The organism is Actinoplanes sp. 13 (genome assembly GCF_056134165.1).
Genome location: NZ_JBVYOQ010000010.1, coordinates 197,409 through 217,438 on the forward strand (window position 1 = coordinate 197,409; position 20,030 = coordinate 217,438).

A 20,030-nucleotide genomic window follows, 5' to 3' on the forward strand; every position below is an offset into this window, starting at 1 on the left:
CACCCACCTGCCCGCCCGCAACGGGCTATCGTCCCAACAGGTAGTGAATCGCATCGGGGGGAGCTGCCGTGACGACGGTCCTGGTGGCCGACGATGACGCCGACATCCGCGACCTGGTGGCGTTCAAGCTGGAACAGGCCGGCCTGGAGGTCATCACCGTCGGAGACGGCCAGGCCGCCGTCGAGGCCGCGCGCGCCCATCACCCGGAACTCGCGGTGCTGGACGTCTCGATGCCGGGGCTCTCCGGCATCGACGTGTGCCGGATGCTGCGGGGCGATCCGTCCACCGCCGGTATGTTGATCATCATGCTGACCGCGCGGGTGCAGGAACAGGACGTCGAGGGCGGGTTCAGCGCGGGCGCCGACGACTACGTGACGAAGCCGTTCAGCCCGCGCGAACTGGTGTCCCGCATCCAGGCCCTGCTGACCCGCGCCCGCACCTAACCGTTCGCGGCCTCGACCAGTTTCTGGAGCACCTCCGGCCGCAGCGGGCTGCCCGGGAACTTCGCCATCCGGCTCAGCGGCAGGCTGCCCAGCATCATCAGCATGTTCGGGTCCACCACCATCGGCGCCATCCCGGCCCCTTCGGCGACCGCCGAGGTGAACGCCTCGCCGAGCAGCTCCGCGCCGCGCGGGTCGGCGAACCACTCACCCACGCTGGAGTCCGCGGTCAGCGGGATCCGCGCCGGGTCACCGGTCACCGCGACGGCGACCGCCGACCGGATGTCCCGCGACGACGCGCCGACCTCGACCGTGTACTCACCCTCCTCGACCACCCAGCGGCCCAGCCGGGTCTCCCAGTAGGCCAGGTCGTCGCGCTCGACGGTGAGCACCACCTCCTCGGTGGCGCCGGCCGCGATCGCCACGTTCGCGAACGCCTTCAGCTCCCGCGGGGCGCGCCGCACCTTCGAACCGGGCAGGCTGACGTACGCCTGGACCACCTCACGCCCGTCCCGGGAACCGGTGTTGGTGACCTCCACCCGGATCTCGATGCCGTCCGGGCCGGCCGCCACGTCCATGGTCCCGTAGGAGAACGTCGTGTAGGAGAGCCCGAACCCGAACGGGTACGCCACCTCCTGCTCCCGGGCGTCGAAGCCGCGATAGCCGATGTGCAGGCCCTCGCCGTACCGGACGTGCCCGTGTTCGCCGGGGAAGTCCAGGTACGACGGGTGGTCGGCGAGCTTCACCGGGATCGTCTCGGCGAGCCGCCCGGACGGGTTGACCCGGCCGAACAGCACGTCCGCGATCGCGCTGCCGCCGGCCTGGCCGAGCAGCCAGCCCTCCAGCAGCGCGGGCACCGCCGAGTCCCACGGCTTCGTCGCGATGACCGCGCCGTTGGAGAGCACCACGACGGTGCGCGGGTTGGCCTGCGCCACCCGCTCGATCAGGGCGAGCTGGGCGGCCGGCAGGTCGAGCGAGGCGCGGTCGGCGCCCTCGGTCTCGTGCACGCTGCCCACGAAGACGATAGCGACGTCGCTCTCCCGGGCGGCCGTCTCGGCCTCGGCGATCAGCGCGGCGTCCGGCGCCTCGTCCTCGGCCGTGTAACCGGCGGCGAACCGGACCGTCGCGCCGGTCGATGCCTGAATCTCGGTGAGCGCGTCGTCCAGCCTGGTCGGCGTGATCTGCGAGCTGCCGCCACCCTGGTAACGCGGGGTGCGGGCGAACTCGCCGAGCACAGCCACCGACGTGCCCTCGGCGGGCAGCGGGAGCAGGTCATCGTCGTTCTTCAACAGCACGATCGCCCGGCCGGCGATCTCCCGGGCGAGCGCGTGGTGCGCTTCGGCGTCATAGCCGCCGGCCGGGCGCTCCCCAGCCTTTTCGATCATTTGCTGTACGCGCTCCGCGCTCCTTCTCAGCAAGGCCGGGTCGAGCTGTCCCGCCTCGACCGCCGCCACCAGCGCCCGGTCGCCGTCCTCGTCCGGGCCCGGCATGGTCAGGTCGAGGCCGGCCGCCACCGACCTGACCCGGTCCACCACGGCGCCCCAGTCCGAGACGACCAGGCCCTCGAAGCCCCACTCGTCGCGCAGCACCTCGGTGAGCAGCCAGTGGTGCTCGCTCGCATACACCCCGTTGACCTTGTTGTAGGCGCACATCACGGTCCACGGCTGGGCCCGGGTGACCACCCGCTGGAAGGCCCGCAGATAGATCTCACGCAGCGTGCGCTCGTCGACGTCGGCGCTGACCCGCATCCGGTCGGTCTCCTGGCTGTTCACCGCGAAGTGTTTGAGGGACGCGCCGACGCCCCGGCTCTGCAGGCCGCGCACCCACTCGGTGGCGAGCACCCCGGTCAGGATCGGGTCCTCGGAGAAGTACTCGAAGTTGCGGCCGCCGAGCGGGCTGCGCTTGAGGTTGATGCCCGGTCCGAGCAGCACGGCCACGTCCTGGGCGCGGCATTCGTCGCCCAGCGCCTCGCCCATCCGGCGCAGCAGGCCGGGGTCCCAGGTGGAGGCGCTCGCCACGGCCGGTGGGAAGCAGGTCGCCGGGACGCCGGCCAGCAGGTCACCGCTGGCGGCCTGCATCCGGACGCCGTGCGGGCCGTCGGTCACGGTGACGGCGGGCAGACCGGCCGACTCCACCGCTGTGGTGTGCCAGAAGTCGCTGCCGCTGGTGAGCGCCGCCTGTTCCGCGGGGGTGAGCTGCATGTCGCGCGTCCCTTACCCTAGTACCCACTACTTAGTACCCACTAAGTAGTAACTGCTCTGTAACATAGCGATGCCCCGGGGTCCCGGCAAGGGGTTGCTGATCGGAAAGGCGCTGTGAAACCGCTGGTAGGAACGATCTTGTGAAGGCCGCCCCGCCACGTCGCGAACGGTCCCGGCTGCCCGCCGCCGAGCGACGTCACCAGATCCTCGAGGTCACCACCCGGCTGATCGCCGAGCGCGGCTTCTGGGGCCTGTCGATGCAGGACGTCGCGGACGTCTGCGGCGTCACCGTGCCCGGCCTGCTGCACCACGTCGGCTCCAAGGACAGCCTGCTCGTCGCGGTACTGGAGCATCGGGACGAGGCTGACGCCACGTCGCTGGCCGCCGAACTCGAGATCGCGCCGGAACAGATCCGGTCGGCCGCCGCCGACGTGATCACCCTGCCTCAGGTCTGCTCGGCCCTGGTCCGGCGCAACGCCGGGCAGCCCGAGATCGTCCGGCTCTTCGCGGTCCTGGAGGCCGAGTCGCTGGCCCCCGACCACCCGGCGCACCAGTTCTTCCACGAACGCCAGCGGCGCACTCTGCAGACGTTCGCGGCGCTCGCCACCGGACACGCCGCGGAGCCCGCCGCGCTGGCCGGGCAGGTGGTCGCGATGATGGACGGCCTGCAGATCCAATGGCTCCGGGAACCCGGCCGGATCGACCTGGTCGCGGCCTGGGACGCGGCCGCCGCACGCCTCTTCGCCGACTGGCGCTGACCGATTCCGCCCAGCCCCACCCCTGGACCCACCCCCAGAGCCATCCCAGAGGCTTGAAGATCCCCGCCGGAGGCAAAGCCCGCCGCAGGCGAATCAGCTTCCTCCCCGAACTCCCGGACGCGCCCCGGTCCGGCACCCAGACCGGGCCGGGCTGGGTGGCGCGGCGCCCGGTTGGGTTGGAGCTGGGTGGCGCGGTGCCCGGTCGGGTTGGGGCTGGGTGGCGCGGTGCCCGGTCGGGTCGGGACGCCGAACTCGGTCAGGGTTGCGGCTGGGGGGCGCCGAGCCAGTCGCGGACCTGGGCGGTCTCCTCGTCGGTCAGCGCGATCGACGCCGCCTCGGCACGGTTCAGCACGTTGTCCGCGAAGGCGCCGGCGATCTCCTCGGCGGCCGGTGCGGGCTGCCGGTAGAGCGGGGCGCCGCCGAACGCCGTGCCCCGGGTGACGAAGGCGATCGCCGCTCGGCTCACGTCGACACCCTGCTCGGCCAGCTTGTCGCGGGCCCACCGGGTTGCCTCGGTCAGGTTGAAGTGGTGGCTGGCGGCGTAGTCGGCGAGGGCCTTGTACACCGACGGCCACATCTCCTGGGACAGCCGGGGCAGGCTGAGCAGTGAGCTGAGCCGGCCCACCGCCTCCGGGGCGGCGCCGGCCACGCCGGCCGACTCGGGCGGGTCGTGCCGGTCGTCGTCCCAGACGAAGTGGTGCGAGAACTTGGCGTGCGGCAGGTGCAGGCTCTCCAGCGCGCGGACGAAGCCGCCGTAGCTGAACCAGTTGGTCTGGTCGACGCCGGTGCCGAGCTGCCGGCGCAGGTCGTGGGCGAGCGAGGCGAGGTTCAGCGGGCCGGGCGCCGCGTTGTACCGCCAGCGGACCAGGTCACGGAACTGCTCGTAGGTGACCGGGGCTTCCGGCTCGCCGGAGTCGCCGATCGTGGTGTCCCCGACGGCGGGTTCGTCGTCGATGTCGACCGGCTCGCCCTGCACCAGCTCCAGGAGTTCCTGGCTGGTGATGAGGCGGTCGGCGACCGCGATGAAGGCCTCGGCCGCGTCCGACGGCGAGACGATCGTGGTGCGCCGGTCGGACCGCCGCAGGCGGACCAGCAGCGGCGTCATGTCGGAGTCGCCGGAGGCGATCACGAACTCCTCGTACGTCACCGGGTCGGCGAGCGCGTCCACGGCGTCGACCACCATTCGGATGTCGGCCGCGTTCTTGGTGTGCGTGAGGCGGGGGCAGTCGATCACCTCGAAGCCGGCGTTGACGAAGAACGGCCGGAACTGCGAGTAGTACAGGCGGGGCTGCCCGGCCGTGGGGTCCGGGTGCGGCACCCAGCCGCCCGGGTTCATGTAGCACCGGACGATCAGCCAGCGGCGCGGGCCGTCCACGGTCAGCGTGGTGGTGAGCCGGGACAGCCAGGCCCCGGGCTCCTTGGCGAACTGGATCGCCACGTCCGGGTCCTGCTTGATCAGTCCGCTGAACACGTTGTCGAAGTCGAGATACAGAGCAGCGCGTACGCGGGCCATGACCGAAACCTACCGTGCCGGGCCGGGCCCGGTGACCAGGCCCGGCGTACGGGGTTCAGGGACGGCGGCCGCGGACGCCGGCGACCAGGGCCACGCCGGCGGCGGCGAGACCCACCTGGATGGCCAGCTCGATCCAGTCGATGCCGGGGGTGTCGTCCACGCCGACCGCGGCGGCCAGGAAGGTGCCCAGCAGGGCGGCGACGACACCGATCAGCATGGTCAGCCAGATCGGGATGTTCTGCTTGCCGGGCAGGACCAGGCGGCCGAGCGCGCCGATGATCAGACCGATGACGATGGCGGTGAGGAAACCGGTGACTTCCATTGCAGCTCCTTGAGTGGGGTGGATGCGCCCCCCGGTGTTCCCGGGCATCGACCCTCGCCAAACGTGCGCGCGATCTCAGCGTGGCCCGCCGGTGCCCCGGGCGTCCCGGCCATGTGGACGATCCCGGATCATCCGGTCATGCCGGCGCCCCGGCCGTTGCCGGTGCTGAGGAACGTGGTGCCGGGCAGGCCGCCGTCCGCCCGCCGCGCCGCCCGCGCCCCGGAGTCGTCGACCGACCGGAAGCTGCGCTCCGACCAGCCGTCTTCCTGCCAGCTGTTGTTGTCCGCCTCGGCCCGCCGGGACAGGCCGTGCCTGCCCTGGTCGTTGCCGACGGAGACGTTGAAGCGCAACACGGCCGGTGCGGTGGCCAGCGCGAAGCCGAGGTTCACGTTGCGGTACGCGGTGTTGTTGCTCAACTCGACCGCGGCGGTGTTGCCCTCGTCGACGAAGCCGTGTCCGTCGTTGCGCCACGACGCGTTGTGCCGCAGCCGGTGCGCGGCGGCCGCGGGCGGGTCCCCGCCGCCGACCGCGAAGCCGTTCGCCCCGTTGCCGAACGACCAGGTGTACTGCACCGTCACCGGACTGCCGAACGCGCCGAGGTTCACCCCGTCGCCGCCGTTGCGGAACGAGCGGTTGCCGCGCAGCAGGTTCCCGTCGCCGTCGCCGAACTGCACGGCCAGACCGGAGCCCCGGTTGTCGTGGAAGTCGCTGTCCAGCACCTGGTTGCCGGCGGTGCCCTCGTCGCGCAGCATCAGGCCGGAGCCGTTCGCGCCGTGCACCGAGATCCGCCGGAAGACATTGTTCTTACAGGCCAGACAGGTGTACGCCGCATCGCGCGCCCCGCTGACCTCGAGGTCCCGCACGGTCCAGAAGGACGAGCGGTGAGTGATCGCCCACTCGCCCGCCGGGAGCGCCGAGGCGTCGATGACGGCCCGCTCGGCGCGGTACCCGCTGAGCGTCACGCGCCGCGTCGCCGTCCCGCTCGTCGTGATCTCGAGCGGGCTGGTGGGCCGGTGGGTCCCGCCCCGGAGCGCGATCGTCTGGCCGGCCTCGACCTCCGCCAGCGCCTTGGCCACGGACCGGTACGGCCGGGCCAGGCTGCCGTCGCCGTCGTCCGAGCCGTCCGGTGCCACGTAGATGTCGGCCCTTCGCACGCCGGTCCCCCCGGCCGCGCCCGCGGTGGGAGCGGCCCGGCTGGTGACGGCCGACGACGGGCCCGGGCTGACCGCCGCCGACGGGCGGGGCGAGAAGGGCGGCGCGGCGGGCGCGGTCACCGGCGGCGGGGCGACCGCCGCCGGCGTCTGAGTCTCGAGCGGCGTGTGCACCACCGCGTACGCGAGACCGCCGCCCACCGCGACTGTCACCGCGGTGGTCGCGGCCAAGGTCTGGTGCTGCACCAGCGAGGTGACGTGCGCGACCAGCGAGGCGCCGGACGCGGCCGCCGGCGCGACCGCCGCGCCACCGTGCAGGGTGGACTGCAGCCCGGCCAGCAGCGCGGCCGGCACCGGCAGGGCGGCGACCCCGAGCAGCAGCCGTTCCGGGGCGATCAACCCGCGCTGGTGGGCGCGGCAGTGCGGGCAGTCCCGGACGTGCCGGGCCAGGCGCTTGCGCCAGACCGAGTCGACGGTGCCGTCCCAGGACCGGACCAGGCCGGACAGCTCCGGGCAGAGTGGCCTGGCCCGCAGCGCGCGGACCACGCCGCGGCTCAGGTCCAGTTGGGCCTTCATCCGTTGCACCCGCACCGCGGCGTGCTTCGGCTTCACGCCCAGGGCGGCGGCGATTTCGGCGCGGGTCAGGGCGCCGGCGGCCTCCTGCCACCAGAGCGCCAGCAGCCGGCGGTCGGCGTCCTCCAGCCAGCGGCCGGCCTCGGCCAGCTCGCGCCGCTGCTCCGCGGCGACCAGCTCGGCGGTGGTCCGCTCGGCGAAGTCACCGCCCGGGTCGGGCACGTCGACCGGCTCCGGGTGGCGGCGGGACAGCGTCATCTTGCGGGACCGCAGGTGCATCTGCACCCGGCGGTACGCGATGGCGATCAGCCAGGACCGGAACCGGCCGGGGTCGCGGAGCGAGTCGAGGCCGCGGATGGCGTGGAGCATGGTGTCCTGCACCAGGTCGTCGACGTCCGGGTGGCCGGCGAGCGCCCGGCCGATGATGTTGTAGATCAGCGGGAGGTGCCCGGTGACGAGCTGGTCGAGAGCCGCCGTGCTGCCGGCCTGTGCGGCGCGGACGAGGTCCGCCACGTCGTCCGCGACCGCGGTCTGACTCTCCGGCACCGTCCGCTCTCCTCGTCCCGGCGCATCGAAGGTCATCCCTGGACTCGTTCAAGCTCGAGCCCATCACCTGCGACAACGCTCCACTGGTCGATGATCGAGCCGTATCGTGGCACAGGCCCCGAGGGCTGTAAAGCAGCGGTGGTCACGCTCCCATGGGAAAAGTGTTGTCCGTGGGAGCCGTCGGCAACTACTGGCTGTGCTGACCGACTTTTGTCGTACCCCCGGCTTAGGCTTCGCTCGTGAGGGCTTTGTTCGTGCGGTCTCGTTCGTGAGAGCCCCCTTGTTCATGAGAGCCCCCTCGTTCATGAGAGCCCAGCCCAGCATCCTGCACGTCGACCTGGATGCGATGTTCGCCGCCGTCGAGCAGCGCGACAAGGTCTCGCTGCGCGGGCGGCCGGTGGTCGTCGGTGGGGTGGCCGGCCGCGGCGTCGTGTCGACCGCGTCCTACGAGGCGCGGGTCTTCGGCGTGCGCTCGGCGATGCCGATGGCCCAGGCGCGCCGGCGCTGCCCGCCCGGCACCGCATATCTGTCGCCCCGCTTCGCCGCCTATCAGCGCACCAGCGCGGTGGTGATGGCGCTGCTGCACGAGGTGACGCCGCTCGTCGAGCAGGTCAGCATCGACGAGGCGTACCTCGACCTGGCCGCGGCCGGCCACGATCTCAGCGTGCCCGGCGTCACCGAGCTGGGCCTGCGCGTGAAACGCGAGATCGCCGCCGCCACCGGTGGCGTCACCGGGTCGGTCGGCATCGCGTCCTCCAAGCTGCTCGCCAAGATCGGCTCCGAGCTGCGCAAGCCCGACGGGCTCACCGTGGTGCCGGCCGGCGAGGAGCTCACGGTGCTGCATCCGCTGCCGGTGGGCACGCTGGGCGGGGTCGGCCCGGCCACCGAGCAGCGCCTGCACCGCGCCGGGGTGCGGACGGTCGGCGACCTCGCCGCGGTCGCGCTGGAGGACCTGATCGACTGGTTCGGCATCGCACACGGCGGCGGGCTGTACCGGCTGGCCCGCGCCCAGGACGACCGGCCCGTGGTGGGGGAACGGGAGGCCAAATCGGTGTCGGCCGAGGAGACCTTCGACGTCGACCTCACCAACCCGGCGGCGCTCGCCCGCGAGCTGGACCTGCTGTCGGCGCGGGTGGCCGGGCGGTTGCGGGCGGCCGGGATCACCGGGCGGACGGTGAACATCAAGGTCCGCCACCACGACTTCACCACGGTGACCCGGGCGATCACCCGCGACCAGCCGACCGACGACCCGCGGCTGGTCGCCCAGCTGGCCCGGCGGCTGCTCGCCGAGGTGGACACCTCGGCCGGGATCCGGCTGCTCGGGGTCGGTGTGTCGACGCTGGCCGACTTCGCCCAGGACGACCTGTTCTCGGCGGACGACCTGCTCGCCGACTTCGTGGAGGACTACCGCTCGGGCCTGCGCGGCGAGGTGGACGGGCCGCCGGAGGCGAGCATGCTCCCGGTGCCGGCCGGGCCGGCCACGACTGCGCCGGACGGGCAGCCCGATCCGGCGGGACCGTCCGCGGTGGCCGGCCCGACGTGGCGGCCGGGGCAGGACGTGTGGCACGACGACCACGGCGCGGGCTGGGTGTGGGGCAGCGGGCTGGGGCGGGTCACGGTCCGCTTCGAGGGGCCGCACACCGCGCCGGGGCCGGTGCGGACGTTCGCGGTCGACGACCCGGCGCTGCGCCCCGGCGACCCGCCGGACTGGACCACGCCACCCGGCGGCCCGCCGGACCCGACGACACCGCTCGGCGGCACACCGCATGCGACCGCGCCGCTGGGCGGGTCGCCGGACTCAACCACGCCGCCGGGCGGGTCGCCGGACTCAACCACGCCGCCGGGCGGGTCGCCGGACTCAACCACGCCGCTGGGCGGGTCGCCGGACTCAACCACGCCGGCGGGCGGTTTGCCGGAACCGGCCACGCCGGCCGGCGGCTCGCTGGGTCCGGCCACTTCGCTCGGCGGCTCGCTGGGTCCGGCCGCGCCGGCCGGCGGCTCGCGCGCGGAGGGCGTACCGGACGGGTCGCATCTGTCGTGGCCGGGATGAAACGGCCCGGCGCCGAACCGCCGGGTGATCGCGACCAGGATCGCGCCGCCGGCCGTGACAAGGACCGCGCGGCTGGTGGGGGCGGACGGGCGCGGCGGCCGCAGCCGCTTCCGGGAACCGGTAACCTGGCCCCCCTGGTGGCGGCCATGCGGGCGGCGGGTCTCGCGGTGGAGCTGCGATCGTCGCTGCGGGCGGACGTGTCCGGGGCGGCGGGGCTGGCGATCTATCGGGTCGTGCAGGAGTCGCTGGCCAACGCGATGAGGCACGCGCCGAGGGAGCGGATCCTGGTCGAGGCCGAGGAGGAGGACGACGGGGTGCTGGTGTCGGTGACCAACCGGCTGCCGGCCGGCTTCCGGCCGACGGCGGGCGGGCACGGGTTGCGGACCGTGCGGGCGCGGGCGGCGGCCGCCGGCGTGCAGGTGGAGTTCGGAGCCGAGGCCGAGAACTGGCGGGTGACGGCCTGGCGGGGCCGGGACGCGGCCCAGCCGGACTGACTCCGGGAGTGGGCGATGCCCGGGTGTGCGGATGATGCACGTCCGGGGCCTTGATCGGTATTTGCCGATGTGGGCGGGGTTGGCAACCGAGAAGCCGAGCGGTACGAACAGTGCCAGAGGGGTACGTGTGCCGCCTGTCTGCCCCGAGGAGACCCTCATGACCGCAGTCGCCCCGCGTCCCGTGCAGACCCGGCCCTATCCGGTCCGACGTCAGGTGCGTGGCTCCTGGCTGGCCAAGACGATCAGGACCACGGACGCGAAGCAGATCGGCATCATGTACATGGCCACGTCCCTCGCGTGGTTCGTGCTCGGTGGCCTGATGGCGCTGATCATGCGGGCCGAGCTGGGCCGGCCGGGCATGCAGATGCTCTCCCCGGAGCAGTACAACCAGTTGTTCACCATGCACGGCACGATCATGCTGCTGTTCTTCGCGACGCCGATCGTCTTCGCGTTCGCGAATTTCGTGGTCCCGATCCAGATCGGCGCGCCGGACGTGGCGTTCCCCCGGCTGAACTCCTTCGCGTACTGGCTGTACCTGTTCGGCGGCCTGATCGCGTTCGGTGGGTTCCTGGTCCCGGGCGGCGCCGCGGACTTCGGCTGGACGGCCTACACGCCGTTGAGCACCTGGGACCACTCGCCGGGATACGGCGGCAACATGTGGGTGGTCGGCCTGGCGATCTCCGGTGTCGGCACCATCCTCGGCGCGGTCAACATGATCACCACGATTCTGTGCCTGCGCGCGCCCGGCATGACCATGTTCCGCATGTCGATCATGACGTGGAACATCCTGCTCACCAGCGTGCTGGTGGTGCTGGTCTTCCCGTTCCTGGCGGCCGCCCTCTTCGCCCTCGCCGCGGACCGGGTGCTCGGCGCGCAGGTCTTCAACGTGGACACCGGCGGGCCGATGCTCTGGCAACACCTGTTCTGGTTCTTCGGCCATCCCGAGGTCTACATCATCGCGCTGCCGTTCTTCGGGATCGTGACCGAGGTGATCCCGGTCTTCAGCCGCAAGCCGGTCTTCGGATACAAGACGCTGGTCGCGGCCACGATCCTGATCACGATGCTGTCGATGAGCGTGTGGGCGCACCACATGTTCGCCACCGGCCAGGTGCTGCTGCCGTTCTTCAGCCTGCTCAGCTATCTGATCGCGATCCCGACCGGGATGAAGTTCTTCGTCTGGATCGGGACGATGTGGCGCGGGCAGCTCAGTTTCGAGTCGCCGATGCTGTGGTCCCTCGGGTTCATGGTGACGTTCCTGCTCGGCGGCCTGACCGGAGTGCTGCTCGCCTCACCGCCGGTCGACTTCCACGTGCACGACAGCTATTTCGTGGTGGCCCACTTCCACTACGTACTGTTCGGCACGATCGTGTTCGCGGTCTTCGCCGGCATCTACTTCTGGTTCCCGAAGATGTTCGGCCGGATGCTCGACGAGAAGCTCGCCAAGCTGCACTTCTGGCTGACCTTCATCGGCTTCCACACCACGTTCCTGGTGCAGCACTGGCTCGGTGCCGAAGGCATGCCCCGGCGGTATGCGGACTATCTGCCCAGTGACGGGTTCACCACACTCAACATGGTGTCCACGGTCGGCGCGTTCATCCTCGGCGTCGCCACGCTGCCGTTCATCTACAACGTGTGGAAATCGTACCGAGCGGGTGAAGTGGTGACCGTGGACGACCCGTGGGGCCACGGCAACTCGCTGGAGTGGGCGACCTCGTCCCCGCCCCCGCTGCGCAACTTCGACCGGATGCCGCGGATCCGATCCGAGCGGCCGGCCTTCGACACCAAGTTCCCGGAGCTCGCGGCCGGCGGCCAGTCGGTGGCCGGTCCGCCGGAGGGCGGGGCACGCCCGCTGACCGAGGAATCCACTGGTGGAGCGACCTATCGGGAGGACACGTCGGATCGTTGATGCGCCGTCGCGGGTTCCGGCGGCGTCGGCGTAGGACCTGGCCGATCTCTGTACCGGTGGGCGGGCCGGCTGGCGGTGGTGCGGGTAGAACGGCGCGGGATCATGCGTGAGTGCCGGCTCAGCGGGCGGGCCGGCGGGGGTCAGGGTAGGAAATCGGGGAACGTGCGGGAAGGTGTCCAGCCCTGTGCGCGAGCGCGGGAGATGTCGAGGACGACAGGAGCGATGAGCTGCTCCAGCGCGTACCGCGAAAGGGTTGCCTCGCGATGGGTGACCCGCGCGATGCCGGTCGAGACCGCGGCGGCCGCGCGGGCCAAGGTGATCGGCAGGTGCCGGACCGGCACGCCGCAGGCCGCCGCGACCACCGCGTCGCGCCGGTAGACGGGCGCGTCAGCGATGTTGTACGAGCCGGGCGGCCAGGCGTGCGCCGTCAGGCAGGCGTCGGCGAGGTTCTCCACGGCGGTCAGACTGAGTGGAATGTCCGGTCCGGGCAGCAGGGCCCGGCCGCCGCGGACCGCCCGTCGCAGCCGCGGAAGCAGGTGCGGATCGCCGGGACCGTAGACGGCGCGCGGCCGCAGCACCACCGCCCCGGCGGCGAGAGCGAGGTGTTCCCCGGCGGCTTTGGTGCGACCGTAAGCGGTCAGCCCGCCGAGCGGATGGTCCTCCCGGATCGGGGTCGGGCCGGTCGGTGGGGCGTACACGCTGGCGCTGCTCACCCAGACGAGCGGTCGCCCGCCGGCGGCTTCGAGCAGGCGGGCGGTGCCGTCCACGTTGACTGCGCGGAACGCGGCTTCGGCGGCGCGGCCGGGTGGTGGGTCGCCCACCGCCGCGGCGAGGTGGACGATGAGGTCTGTTTCGGACAGGTCGGGGATCGTACGGCGGGCGTCCCAGTGCCGTGACACTCCGGTGGGACCTGGGCGGCGGCCCAGGCAGATCACCTTGGCGCCGGCGGCCGCGGCGGCTCGCGCGACGGCGGTCCCGCAGAATCCGCTCGCGCCGGTGACCGCGATCCGCAACCCGGCGAGAGCTGGACCGGTGGTCATCGGCCGGCTTCGACGATCAGGGTGGACCAGCCGGGGAGGGCGCTTCGGCGGTCCACCCGGGCGGTGACGATCACCGGGCGACAGGCGGCGAGCGCGGTCAGGGTGTCGGCGATCTGTTCCCGGGCGAGGCGGGCGCCGGGGCAGGCGTGCGGTCCCACGCCGAAGACGAGCTGGCTGATCTGTGGTGGTGCCGGATCCGCGGGGGACGGGTCGCGGCGGTGAGCTTCCACGGCGTGCCGTGCGGTCAGGATCAGTCGGTCACCACCGCGTACCGGGCAGCCGGCCACCGTGCCCGCCTCGGCGGCCACGCGGGGGAGCAGGGGGGTCGGGGCGGTGACCCGCAACAGTTCGGCGGTGAGCGCCGCTGGGTGGGACTCCGCATAGGACCAGAGGCCGGCGTCGGCACACCAGGCGGCCATCCGGGGGAGTGCGGCCACGGTGGTGTTGATCGCCGCGACCGCGAGCATGGCGGCCAACCCGCCGTCATCCGCCGGAGCTGCGGGGGAGACGGGCGGAGCTGCGGAGGAGACGGGCGGAGCAGCGGAGGAGACGGGCGCGGCAGCGGAGGAGGAGGCCGGCGGAGTGTCGGAGCCGGGTGGGCGGCCGGCGGTGATGAGGGCGGTCAGGTGGTCGGCGGCTCGGCGGGCTGCGCGGCGACTGCCCGGGCGGGGAAGTCCGGGCAGGTGTTCGCGGGCGCCGGTTGCGGCTGCGGCGCGGGCGGCCGAGGCGAGTTCGCGGGCGTCCACGTCGAGGCCGAGGAGTGCGGCGGCGGTGGTGCCGGCCAGTTCGGCGGCGAGATCGACCAGGTCGACCCGGCCGCCGGCGGCCAGCGGGGCGAGACGCCGGTCGAGCACAGCGGTCCAGATCGGGCGGAGGCGGGCGACGCCCTCGGCGCTCAGCGAGTCGGCGAGGGAGCGGCGGGTGCCGCGGTGGTCGTCGCCCTCCTGGTCGAAGAGGAGTCCGCCGCCGGTCAACCGGCCCGCGGCGCCGCCGGTCGTGCCCTCGGCGGTGCGATCCAGCGGCACCCGGGTCAGCCCGTCGACGAAGGCGGCCCGCGAGTGGGCGAGCACCACCCGGCCGAGGCGGGTGACCGGCCGGCGGCGGGTCACGGCGAGCAGCGCGAACAGCAGCGGATGGCTGTAGAGGTAGACCTTCCGATCGCGTCGCCGCGCGGCCCGCGATCGAGCCGCCCGCGTTCCGGGCGCGTTCGGATGCGGCAAGCAAGCAGGTGGGGGCGCGATGGCCGAGGCGCCGGGATGGTGCGCGGTGGAGGCGGGGTGGGGCGTCGCGGGGGTGGCCACCGAGGCGGCCGGTCGCGGCGGGGCGGGCCGCGTGTCGAGGTACGGCGCGGTGGGCCGGGTGCCGGGGTGGGGTGCGGCGGGGGTGGGCCGGGGTGTGGCAGGTGGTGGCACGGTCATCGGATGTGGACCTCGGCCGGGGTGGTGGGGCGGTAACGACGGTCCCAGTGCCAGAGGAGCGTTCGGCGGGGGCCCCAGGCTCGGAGGCGGCGCAGGCTGGACTCGACGACGAGGTCTTCGGCGCGGACGATGCGGTCGGTGTGGCGGCGGGCCCGGTTGAGCAGGGTGACGTCCTCGGAGCCGGCTTCCAGCGGCTCGCGGGCGGTCCCGCCGCAGGCCAGGTAGAGCTCGGCGGTCAGGGCGAGGTTGTGGCCGTGGATCAGGACGTACGGGGTGTGGAACTCGGGGGCACGATGCGCGCGCCGGAAGCGGCCGTAGAGGGCGGCGAGCCGGACGGCGGCGGGGAAGAGGTGGCGTTCCGGCCAGGTGGGGTGCTCGTCGCGGCGGGGGACGCTGCGGCCGCAGACCAGGTGGGCGCCGGCGGTGAGGTGGGCGCGGGCGGTGGCCACCCAGTCGGGCGCGGGGCGGCAGTCGGCGTCGGTGCGGGCCAGGAAGGTGGCGCCGTAGTCGATGGCGTACCGGAAACCGGTGTCGGCGGCGGTTCCGGCGCCACGTTCGGCTTCGGTCACCAGGGAGACCGGGAAACGCGCGGTGGTGGCGAAGCGGCGGACCACGCCGGGGGTGTCGTCGGTGGAGGCGTTGTCGACCACCACGAGGTGGAACGCGGTGTCCGTCTGGGCGGCGAGCGCGGCGAGGGTGGCGGGGAGCGAGACGGCCTCGTCGTAGGCGGGCACGATCACGGCGAACCCGAAGGAGGCCCCGGGGACGGTGCCGGCGGGAGTGCTCAAGGTCGTACCCCGAACCGGTTTCTCTGGTGTGGAATGCCGGCGGCGAGCGACGTGGCCGCGGCCCGGTCGGGTTTGCGGGAGCGGCCGGCCAGGGGGACCGGCGCGAAGAGCACGCGATCCGGGCGGGCCGTTCCCATCCGCCGCAGGGGGTCGCGCAGCGCGGCGCTGACCGTGGCCCGGTCGGCTCCGGGCGCGGTCTCGACGATGGCGACCACCTGTTCGTCGCCGTCGGTGGCGGGCACGCCGACCAGCACGGCCAGCGCGACGCCGGGCACGTGCAACGCGGGTTCGTAGAGGCCGGGATAGATGTTCTCGGCCCGCCGCAGGATCATGTCCTTGCTGCGGCCGCCGAGCACGACGCGGCGGCCGTCGAGGCGGGCGATGTCGCCGGTGGCCACCCAGTCGTGCGGGTCGGCGCCCAGGTACCGGTCGCAGACGCCGGCGCCGGCGAGCAGCAGCTGCCCGGTGTCGTCCAGCCGGGCCCGTACGCCGGGCAGAAGATCGCCGACCAGGTCGCCGGTGCCGTCGAAAGCGGACTTGGCGGTGGCTTCGACGGCGGCCGCGGGGAACACCTCGGTGAGGGCGTAGACGCCCCATGCCTCGGCCGCGCCGGCCGCGCGGACACGGTTGAGGAGGGTGGCGGAGACCGGTGCCGATCCGCTGTAGACACGGCCGGTGAACGGGACGCCGGCGTCGAGGGCGGCCCGCAGCTGCGGCGGGGTGAGATAGACGGCCTGCGGCCGGAGCGAGGTGATCTGCCGGGCGAGCGTGCGGGGGCGGCGTGCGGGCAGCGCGACCGGGGCGCCGGCGGCCAGCGACGGCAGCATGACGAAGAACGTGCCGCCCAGCACGGGCACGCCGGGGTGGGGTCTGACCAGGTCGGACACGGCGCGCAGACCGGTCACGAGGCCGGACCGGGTGTGCACGACAGCCCGGGGGCTGCTGGTCGTGCCCGAGGTGAAGATGATCACCGCGTCGCCGTCGCCGGTGTAGCGCGGTGCGGTGCCGGTGACCATCGGCAGGGCGGGCGCGGTGCCGGGCAGCCGGCGGCCCACGGTGACGGTGGGTGCCAGCGCGGAGAGATCGGGCAGGGCCAGGCCGGCGCGGCGGGCGAGGGGCGCGGCCCAGCTCGCGACCGCTTGCGCGGCCGCGTCGGCAACGATCAGATCCGGACGGGCGTGGGTGAGGCGCGCGGTCAACACGTCGGGTCCGGCGGAGGGGTCCAGGACCGCGACGCGGACCCCGATCTCGTACGCCGAGAGCACCACCGCCAAGGCCCGGGGCCCCGGGCGCACGGCCAGCCCGAGGGTGTCCCCGGCCCGCAGGCCGCGGGCGTGCAGCGCCGCCGCGTACCGGTCCCGCAGTTCGGCGAGGCGGCCGCGGGTGACGGCCGACCGGCCGTGCAGGATCGCCGGGGTGTCGTCACCGGGGCGCAGATCCACCAGCATGTCCGCCTCGGGCCGGTTCACCGCGGGTCCGCCGTCAGCACGCCGCTGCCCCGGTCCAGGTACCACTTCGCGGTGCCCACCACGCCGTAGGCCCGGAGCCGCCGGGTGGAGTTCTCCACCACCATGGTCCGGCTGCGCGCGATCGAGGCGGTGGTGCGCCGCACCCGGTTGAGGAAGAGCCGGTCGGTCGGGGACGGCCGCCGGGGCATCCCGCCGCACGCCTCGTACAGCTCCGCGGTGATCGCCATGTTGTTGCCGGCGTGCATCCGGTACGGCGCGCGGAAGCCGGCGTCGCGGTGTGCCGGGCGCAGCCGGCCGAAGAGGGCCGCCAGCGCGACCAGTCCGGAGAAGAACGCCCGCCCGGCCGGGCCGTGCTCGTCGCGGCGGGCGGTGATCCGCCCGCACACCATGCCGGCGCCGCCGTCCAGCGCGGCGCGTGCCGCGGCCACCCAGCCCGGCCGGGGCAGGCAGTCCGCGTCGGTCCGTGCGATCAGCCGGGCCCCGGCGGCGATGGCGTGCCGGAAGCCGGTGTCGACCGCGCAGCCCACACCCTTCTCCGGCTCGATCAGCACGTGCACCGGGAACGGCGCGGTGCGGGCGAACGCGCGCACCACCTGCACGGTGTCGTCGGTGGAGCCGTTGTCGGTCACCAGCAGCGTGAACCCGGTGTCGGTCTGCGCGGCCAGCGCGGTCAGCGTCGCGGTGATCCGGGCGGCCTCGTTCCAGGCCGGGACGACCACCCACAGCGGGGTGCTCACGAGCACTCCCAGACCATCGTCATGATGCTGACGCCGCCGCCGAGGCCCATCAGGAGCACCCGGTCGCCGGCGGACAGCCCGGGCCGGACCCGGGCCAGCTGCACGCCCAGGGTGGCGCTCGCCATGTTGCCGAGGCCGGTCACGGTCACCTCCAGCCTGTCCCGGGGCACGCCGGTCACCTCGACGAACCGGTCCAGGTAAGGCAATGTCACCTGGTGCACCAGGATCCGGGCGAAGTCGGTGTATTCCAGGCCGGTGCGGCTGCGCATCCGGTCCAGGATGCTGGCGCCGACCTTCTCGAAGACGCCGCGCAGCCGGTGGCCGTCACCGGCGAAGTACGTGTGCTCGTCGCCGCGGGGGTGCCGTGAGCCGCCGCCCGGGATCCCGCCGACCGCCCAGTGCTCCGAATGCGTCTCGGTGTCGATGTCCAGGATGCCGCCGCGTTCCACCGGCTCGACCACCACCGCGGCGCCGGCGTCACCGAACGTGTAGCCGGCGAACGAGCGGCGTGCCTCGGCCAGGTCGGCGACCCCGGGGCGCATCACCCGGGACGGCGTCTCGCCGGTGACCACCAGGGCCCGGCGGGCGCGGCCGGCCAGGATCATCGAGCGGGCCAGGTCGATGCCGTTGACGAAGCTGTTGCACGCGTTGGTGACGTCCAGCGCGTGTGCCCGGCTGCCGAGACCGTCCTGCAGGATGTGCGCGGTGGCCGGCTCCACCATGTCCCGGCTGGCCGACGCGAACAGCAGCAGGTCCACGTCGAGCGGGTCCAGCTCGGCGGCGTCCAGCGCCTGTCGGGCGGCGTGCAGGCCGAGCGTCGACGCGTACTCGCCGGGGCCGGCGAGTCGCCGGCGCTCGATGCCGGTGAGCCGGCCGAACAGACCGCGCGGCAGCCGCACGGCGCCTCCGCGCGAGACGGACTCCTGCAGCTCGGCCGTAGTCACCTCACGTTCCGGCAGATGGGCGCCAACCCCGGTGATCCCGACCCGCATCGGCTGTGCAGCCCTCCCACCCAGATGATCAAGTCGTTCATTGTCCCCCGCGGGCGCCGGGCCCGGTACCGGACTATCGGCCGGGCACGCCGGAACAGAAGGCGACCGCCGTGATCATCTCCGCGGCGGATTCCGCCGGTTCAGGCCGTGGGCTGGGTGAAGGTGGCGAGGACGACGGTGAGCAGCGGCAGCGCCCGGCTCCAGCCGGCGCGGTCGGTGCGCCACTCCAGCAGGTACGCCTGGTCGCCGGTCCCGACCACCCGGCGCAGGCCGCGCATCGGCTCCCGGTCGGCGGCGTGGAAGGTGAACTCCCAGACGGCGCCGGGTGGGGTGGTCGGCAGTGCCTCGATCCGCAACCGCCGGTACGCCTCCAGCGGAACTTTCTGTTCCTCGGCGAGCAGGGCGGTGACCAGGTCGCCGGGCGGCGCCGGCCAGCGGCCGACACGCAGGGTCGGGCCGCCCCGCGGGCTGGTGAAGGCGGCATCGCTGCTGGGGCCGGGCAGCGGGCGCCAGTCGCCGGGCAGCGCGACCCGGAAGCCGCTCGGGTCCTGCCACCAGACGAACCCGGCGGGCAGGGGCGGCGTGAGCGACGCGGTGACGGGCGGCGGGACGGGTGCTCGTCGCGTACCGCCGAGGGGTTGTCCGTGTGCGCTCGCCGTGACCGCCGAGAGCATGGCGACCAGCGTGGCCACCGCAGCCGTCGCGGAGAGCCGGCGGCGCACCACCGGGCGCAACCCCGGACGGCGCCGGGCGCGGGCCGGGCGGCCGGACCGGGCGATCGGCTCCAGGTGGGCCCGGACCTGCGCGGCGGTGAGACGTTCCCCGGGATCGCGGCGCAGCAGCCCGGTGAGCACCCGGGTGAGCGGACCGGCCAGCCGCGACGGATCCGGCGGGGTGTCGGCGAGCGCGTGCAGGATCCCGGCGATGGTCGGGCGCGAATAGGGCGGACGGCCCTCGACCGCGTGGTAGAGCGTCGCGCCGAGCGACCAGAGGTCGGTCTGCTCGGTGGAGACGCGGTCGAAGAGGCGCTCCGGCGCGATGTATTTCGGCGAGCCGAGCACCACCCCGGCCCGGGTCAGCGCGGTGACGGCCGCGGGGGTGACCGCGAGACCAAAATCGGTCAGCATCACCCGGCCGTCGTCGGCGATCAGCACGTTGCCCGGCTTGACGTCGAGGTGCAGCAGGCCGGCCCGGCGGGCGGCGGCCAGCGCGGCGAGGACGGCCAGGCCGATCGTGGCGACCTGGTCGGGCGGCAGCGGGCCGGACTCGTCGACGATCTCCTGGAGCGAGCGGGACGGTAGAAACTCCATCACGGTCCACGGGCCGTCGGTGTCGGGCAGGACCTCGAGGATGCGGACGACGTTGGGATGCCGCACGCGGGCAGCGGCCCGCGCCTCGGAGAGCGCCCACTCCTGGACCACGTCCCGCTGCTCAGGAGTCAGTCCGTCGGGGACGGTGGACTGTTTGACGACCACGAAGGGCGCGCCGGGCAGGCCGTCGGCGGCGGCGAGCCAGATGCGGCTCATGCGACCGGTGGCGAGTGGACGGATGACGCGGTAACGCGCGGAGATGACCTCTCCCGGAGGCATCATGCCGTCGAGGTTACTCGATGCAAGCGAACCGTGACTGTCG

The 20,030-nt window shown here is 73.5% G+C and carries 16 protein-coding genes; 5 read left to right on the plus strand and 11 right to left on the minus strand.

Going from position 1 to position 20,030, the window contains the following annotated elements:
- Positions 1 to 68: 68 nt before the first annotated feature.
- On the plus strand, positions 69 to 443 hold the full coding sequence (locus AC0NH5_RS21560) for a response regulator transcription factor (RefSeq protein WP_474406550.1): 375 nt from the start codon (positions 69 to 71) through the stop codon (positions 441 to 443).
- On the opposite strand, the gene AC0NH5_RS21565 is transcribed toward AC0NH5_RS21560, so the two are convergent.
- Positions 440 to 2,641: a glycoside hydrolase family 3 C-terminal domain-containing protein gene (locus tag AC0NH5_RS21565; protein ID WP_474406553.1), complete on the minus strand. Its 2,202-nt coding sequence runs from the start codon at positions 2,639 to 2,641 to the stop codon at positions 440 to 442. The genes AC0NH5_RS21560 and AC0NH5_RS21565 overlap by 4 nt on opposite strands.
- A gap of 140 nt (positions 2,642 to 2,781) precedes the next feature.
- Here AC0NH5_RS21565 and AC0NH5_RS21570 point away from each other — a divergent pair, with 140 nt between their 5' ends.
- The gene (locus AC0NH5_RS21570; RefSeq protein ID WP_474406556.1) at positions 2,782 to 3,399 is read left to right on the plus strand and encodes a TetR/AcrR family transcriptional regulator; all 618 of its coding nucleotides are present in this window, start codon (positions 2,782 to 2,784) and stop codon (positions 3,397 to 3,399) included.
- A 256-nt stretch (positions 3,400 to 3,655) separates the two neighbouring features.
- Here AC0NH5_RS21570 and AC0NH5_RS21575 read toward each other — a convergent pair whose 3' ends face one another.
- The 3 genes from AC0NH5_RS21575 to AC0NH5_RS21585 form a co-directional block, all read right to left on the minus strand.
- Complete coding sequence (locus AC0NH5_RS21575) at positions 3,656 to 4,912, minus strand: NYN domain-containing protein (protein ID WP_474406559.1); 1,257 nt, start codon at positions 4,910 to 4,912, stop codon at positions 3,656 to 3,658.
- A 55-nt stretch (positions 4,913 to 4,967) separates the two neighbouring features.
- Positions 4,968 to 5,234, minus strand: coding sequence for a GlsB/YeaQ/YmgE family stress response membrane protein (locus AC0NH5_RS21580; protein ID WP_474406562.1), 267 nt, complete (start codon positions 5,232 to 5,234; stop codon positions 4,968 to 4,970).
- Positions 5,235 to 5,362: 128 nt separating this feature from the next.
- Positions 5,363 to 7,540, minus strand: coding sequence for a sigma-70 family RNA polymerase sigma factor (locus AC0NH5_RS21585; RefSeq protein WP_474406564.1), 2,178 nt, complete (start codon positions 7,538 to 7,540; stop codon positions 5,363 to 5,365).
- Between the two features lie 268 nt (positions 7,541 to 7,808).
- On the opposite strand from AC0NH5_RS21585, the gene AC0NH5_RS21590 reads away from it, so the two are divergent.
- The 3 genes from AC0NH5_RS21590 to ctaD all read left to right on the plus strand — a co-directional run bounded on the left by AC0NH5_RS21590 (position 7,809) and on the right by ctaD (position 11,954).
- Complete coding sequence (locus AC0NH5_RS21590) at positions 7,809 to 9,554, plus strand: DNA polymerase IV (RefSeq protein ID WP_474406566.1); 1,746 nt, start codon at positions 7,809 to 7,811, stop codon at positions 9,552 to 9,554.
- Between the two features lie 137 nt (positions 9,555 to 9,691).
- On the plus strand, positions 9,692 to 10,048 hold the full coding sequence (locus AC0NH5_RS21595) for a hypothetical protein (RefSeq protein WP_474406568.1): 357 nt from the start codon (positions 9,692 to 9,694) through the stop codon (positions 10,046 to 10,048).
- 157 nt (positions 10,049 to 10,205) lie between these two features.
- A complete protein-coding gene (ctaD, locus tag AC0NH5_RS21600; protein WP_474406570.1) occupies positions 10,206 to 11,954 on the plus strand; it encodes an aa3-type cytochrome oxidase subunit I in 1,749 nt (582 codons plus the stop codon).
- 140 nt (positions 11,955 to 12,094) lie between these two features.
- Here ctaD and AC0NH5_RS21605 read toward each other — a convergent pair whose 3' ends face one another.
- From AC0NH5_RS21605 to AC0NH5_RS21635, 7 genes are all read right to left on the minus strand, one after another.
- Entirely contained in the window at positions 12,095 to 12,994 is a 900-nt protein-coding gene (locus AC0NH5_RS21605; protein ID WP_474406573.1) for an NAD-dependent epimerase/dehydratase family protein, read from the minus strand.
- Positions 12,991 to 14,412, minus strand: coding sequence for a cytochrome P450 family protein (locus AC0NH5_RS21610; RefSeq protein ID WP_474406575.1), 1,422 nt, complete (start codon positions 14,410 to 14,412; stop codon positions 12,991 to 12,993). Before AC0NH5_RS21610 ends, AC0NH5_RS21605 begins: the two co-directional genes overlap by 4 nt.
- Positions 14,409 to 15,200, minus strand: coding sequence for a glycosyltransferase (locus AC0NH5_RS21615; RefSeq protein WP_474406578.1), 792 nt, complete (start codon positions 15,198 to 15,200; stop codon positions 14,409 to 14,411). The genes AC0NH5_RS21610 and AC0NH5_RS21615 overlap by 4 nt, the downstream gene beginning before the upstream one ends.
- Entirely contained in the window at positions 15,197 to 16,669 is a 1,473-nt protein-coding gene (locus AC0NH5_RS21620) for a class I adenylate-forming enzyme family protein (protein ID WP_474406580.1), read from the minus strand. The genes AC0NH5_RS21615 and AC0NH5_RS21620 overlap by 4 nt, the downstream gene beginning before the upstream one ends.
- Positions 16,666 to 17,406, minus strand: a complete 741-nt coding sequence (locus AC0NH5_RS21625) for a glycosyltransferase family 2 protein (protein WP_474406583.1) — start codon at positions 17,404 to 17,406, stop codon at positions 16,666 to 16,668. Before AC0NH5_RS21625 ends, AC0NH5_RS21620 begins: the two co-directional genes overlap by 4 nt.
- The gene (locus AC0NH5_RS21630; protein ID WP_474406586.1) at positions 17,403 to 18,350 is read right to left on the minus strand and encodes a 3-oxoacyl-ACP synthase III family protein; all 948 of its coding nucleotides are present in this window, start codon (positions 18,348 to 18,350) and stop codon (positions 17,403 to 17,405) included. The genes AC0NH5_RS21625 and AC0NH5_RS21630 overlap by 4 nt, the downstream gene beginning before the upstream one ends.
- Before the next feature lie 188 nt (positions 18,351 to 18,538).
- Positions 18,539 to 19,990, minus strand: coding sequence for a serine/threonine-protein kinase (locus tag AC0NH5_RS21635; protein WP_474406588.1), 1,452 nt, complete (start codon positions 19,988 to 19,990; stop codon positions 18,539 to 18,541).
- Positions 19,991 to 20,030: the final 40 nt, after the last annotated feature.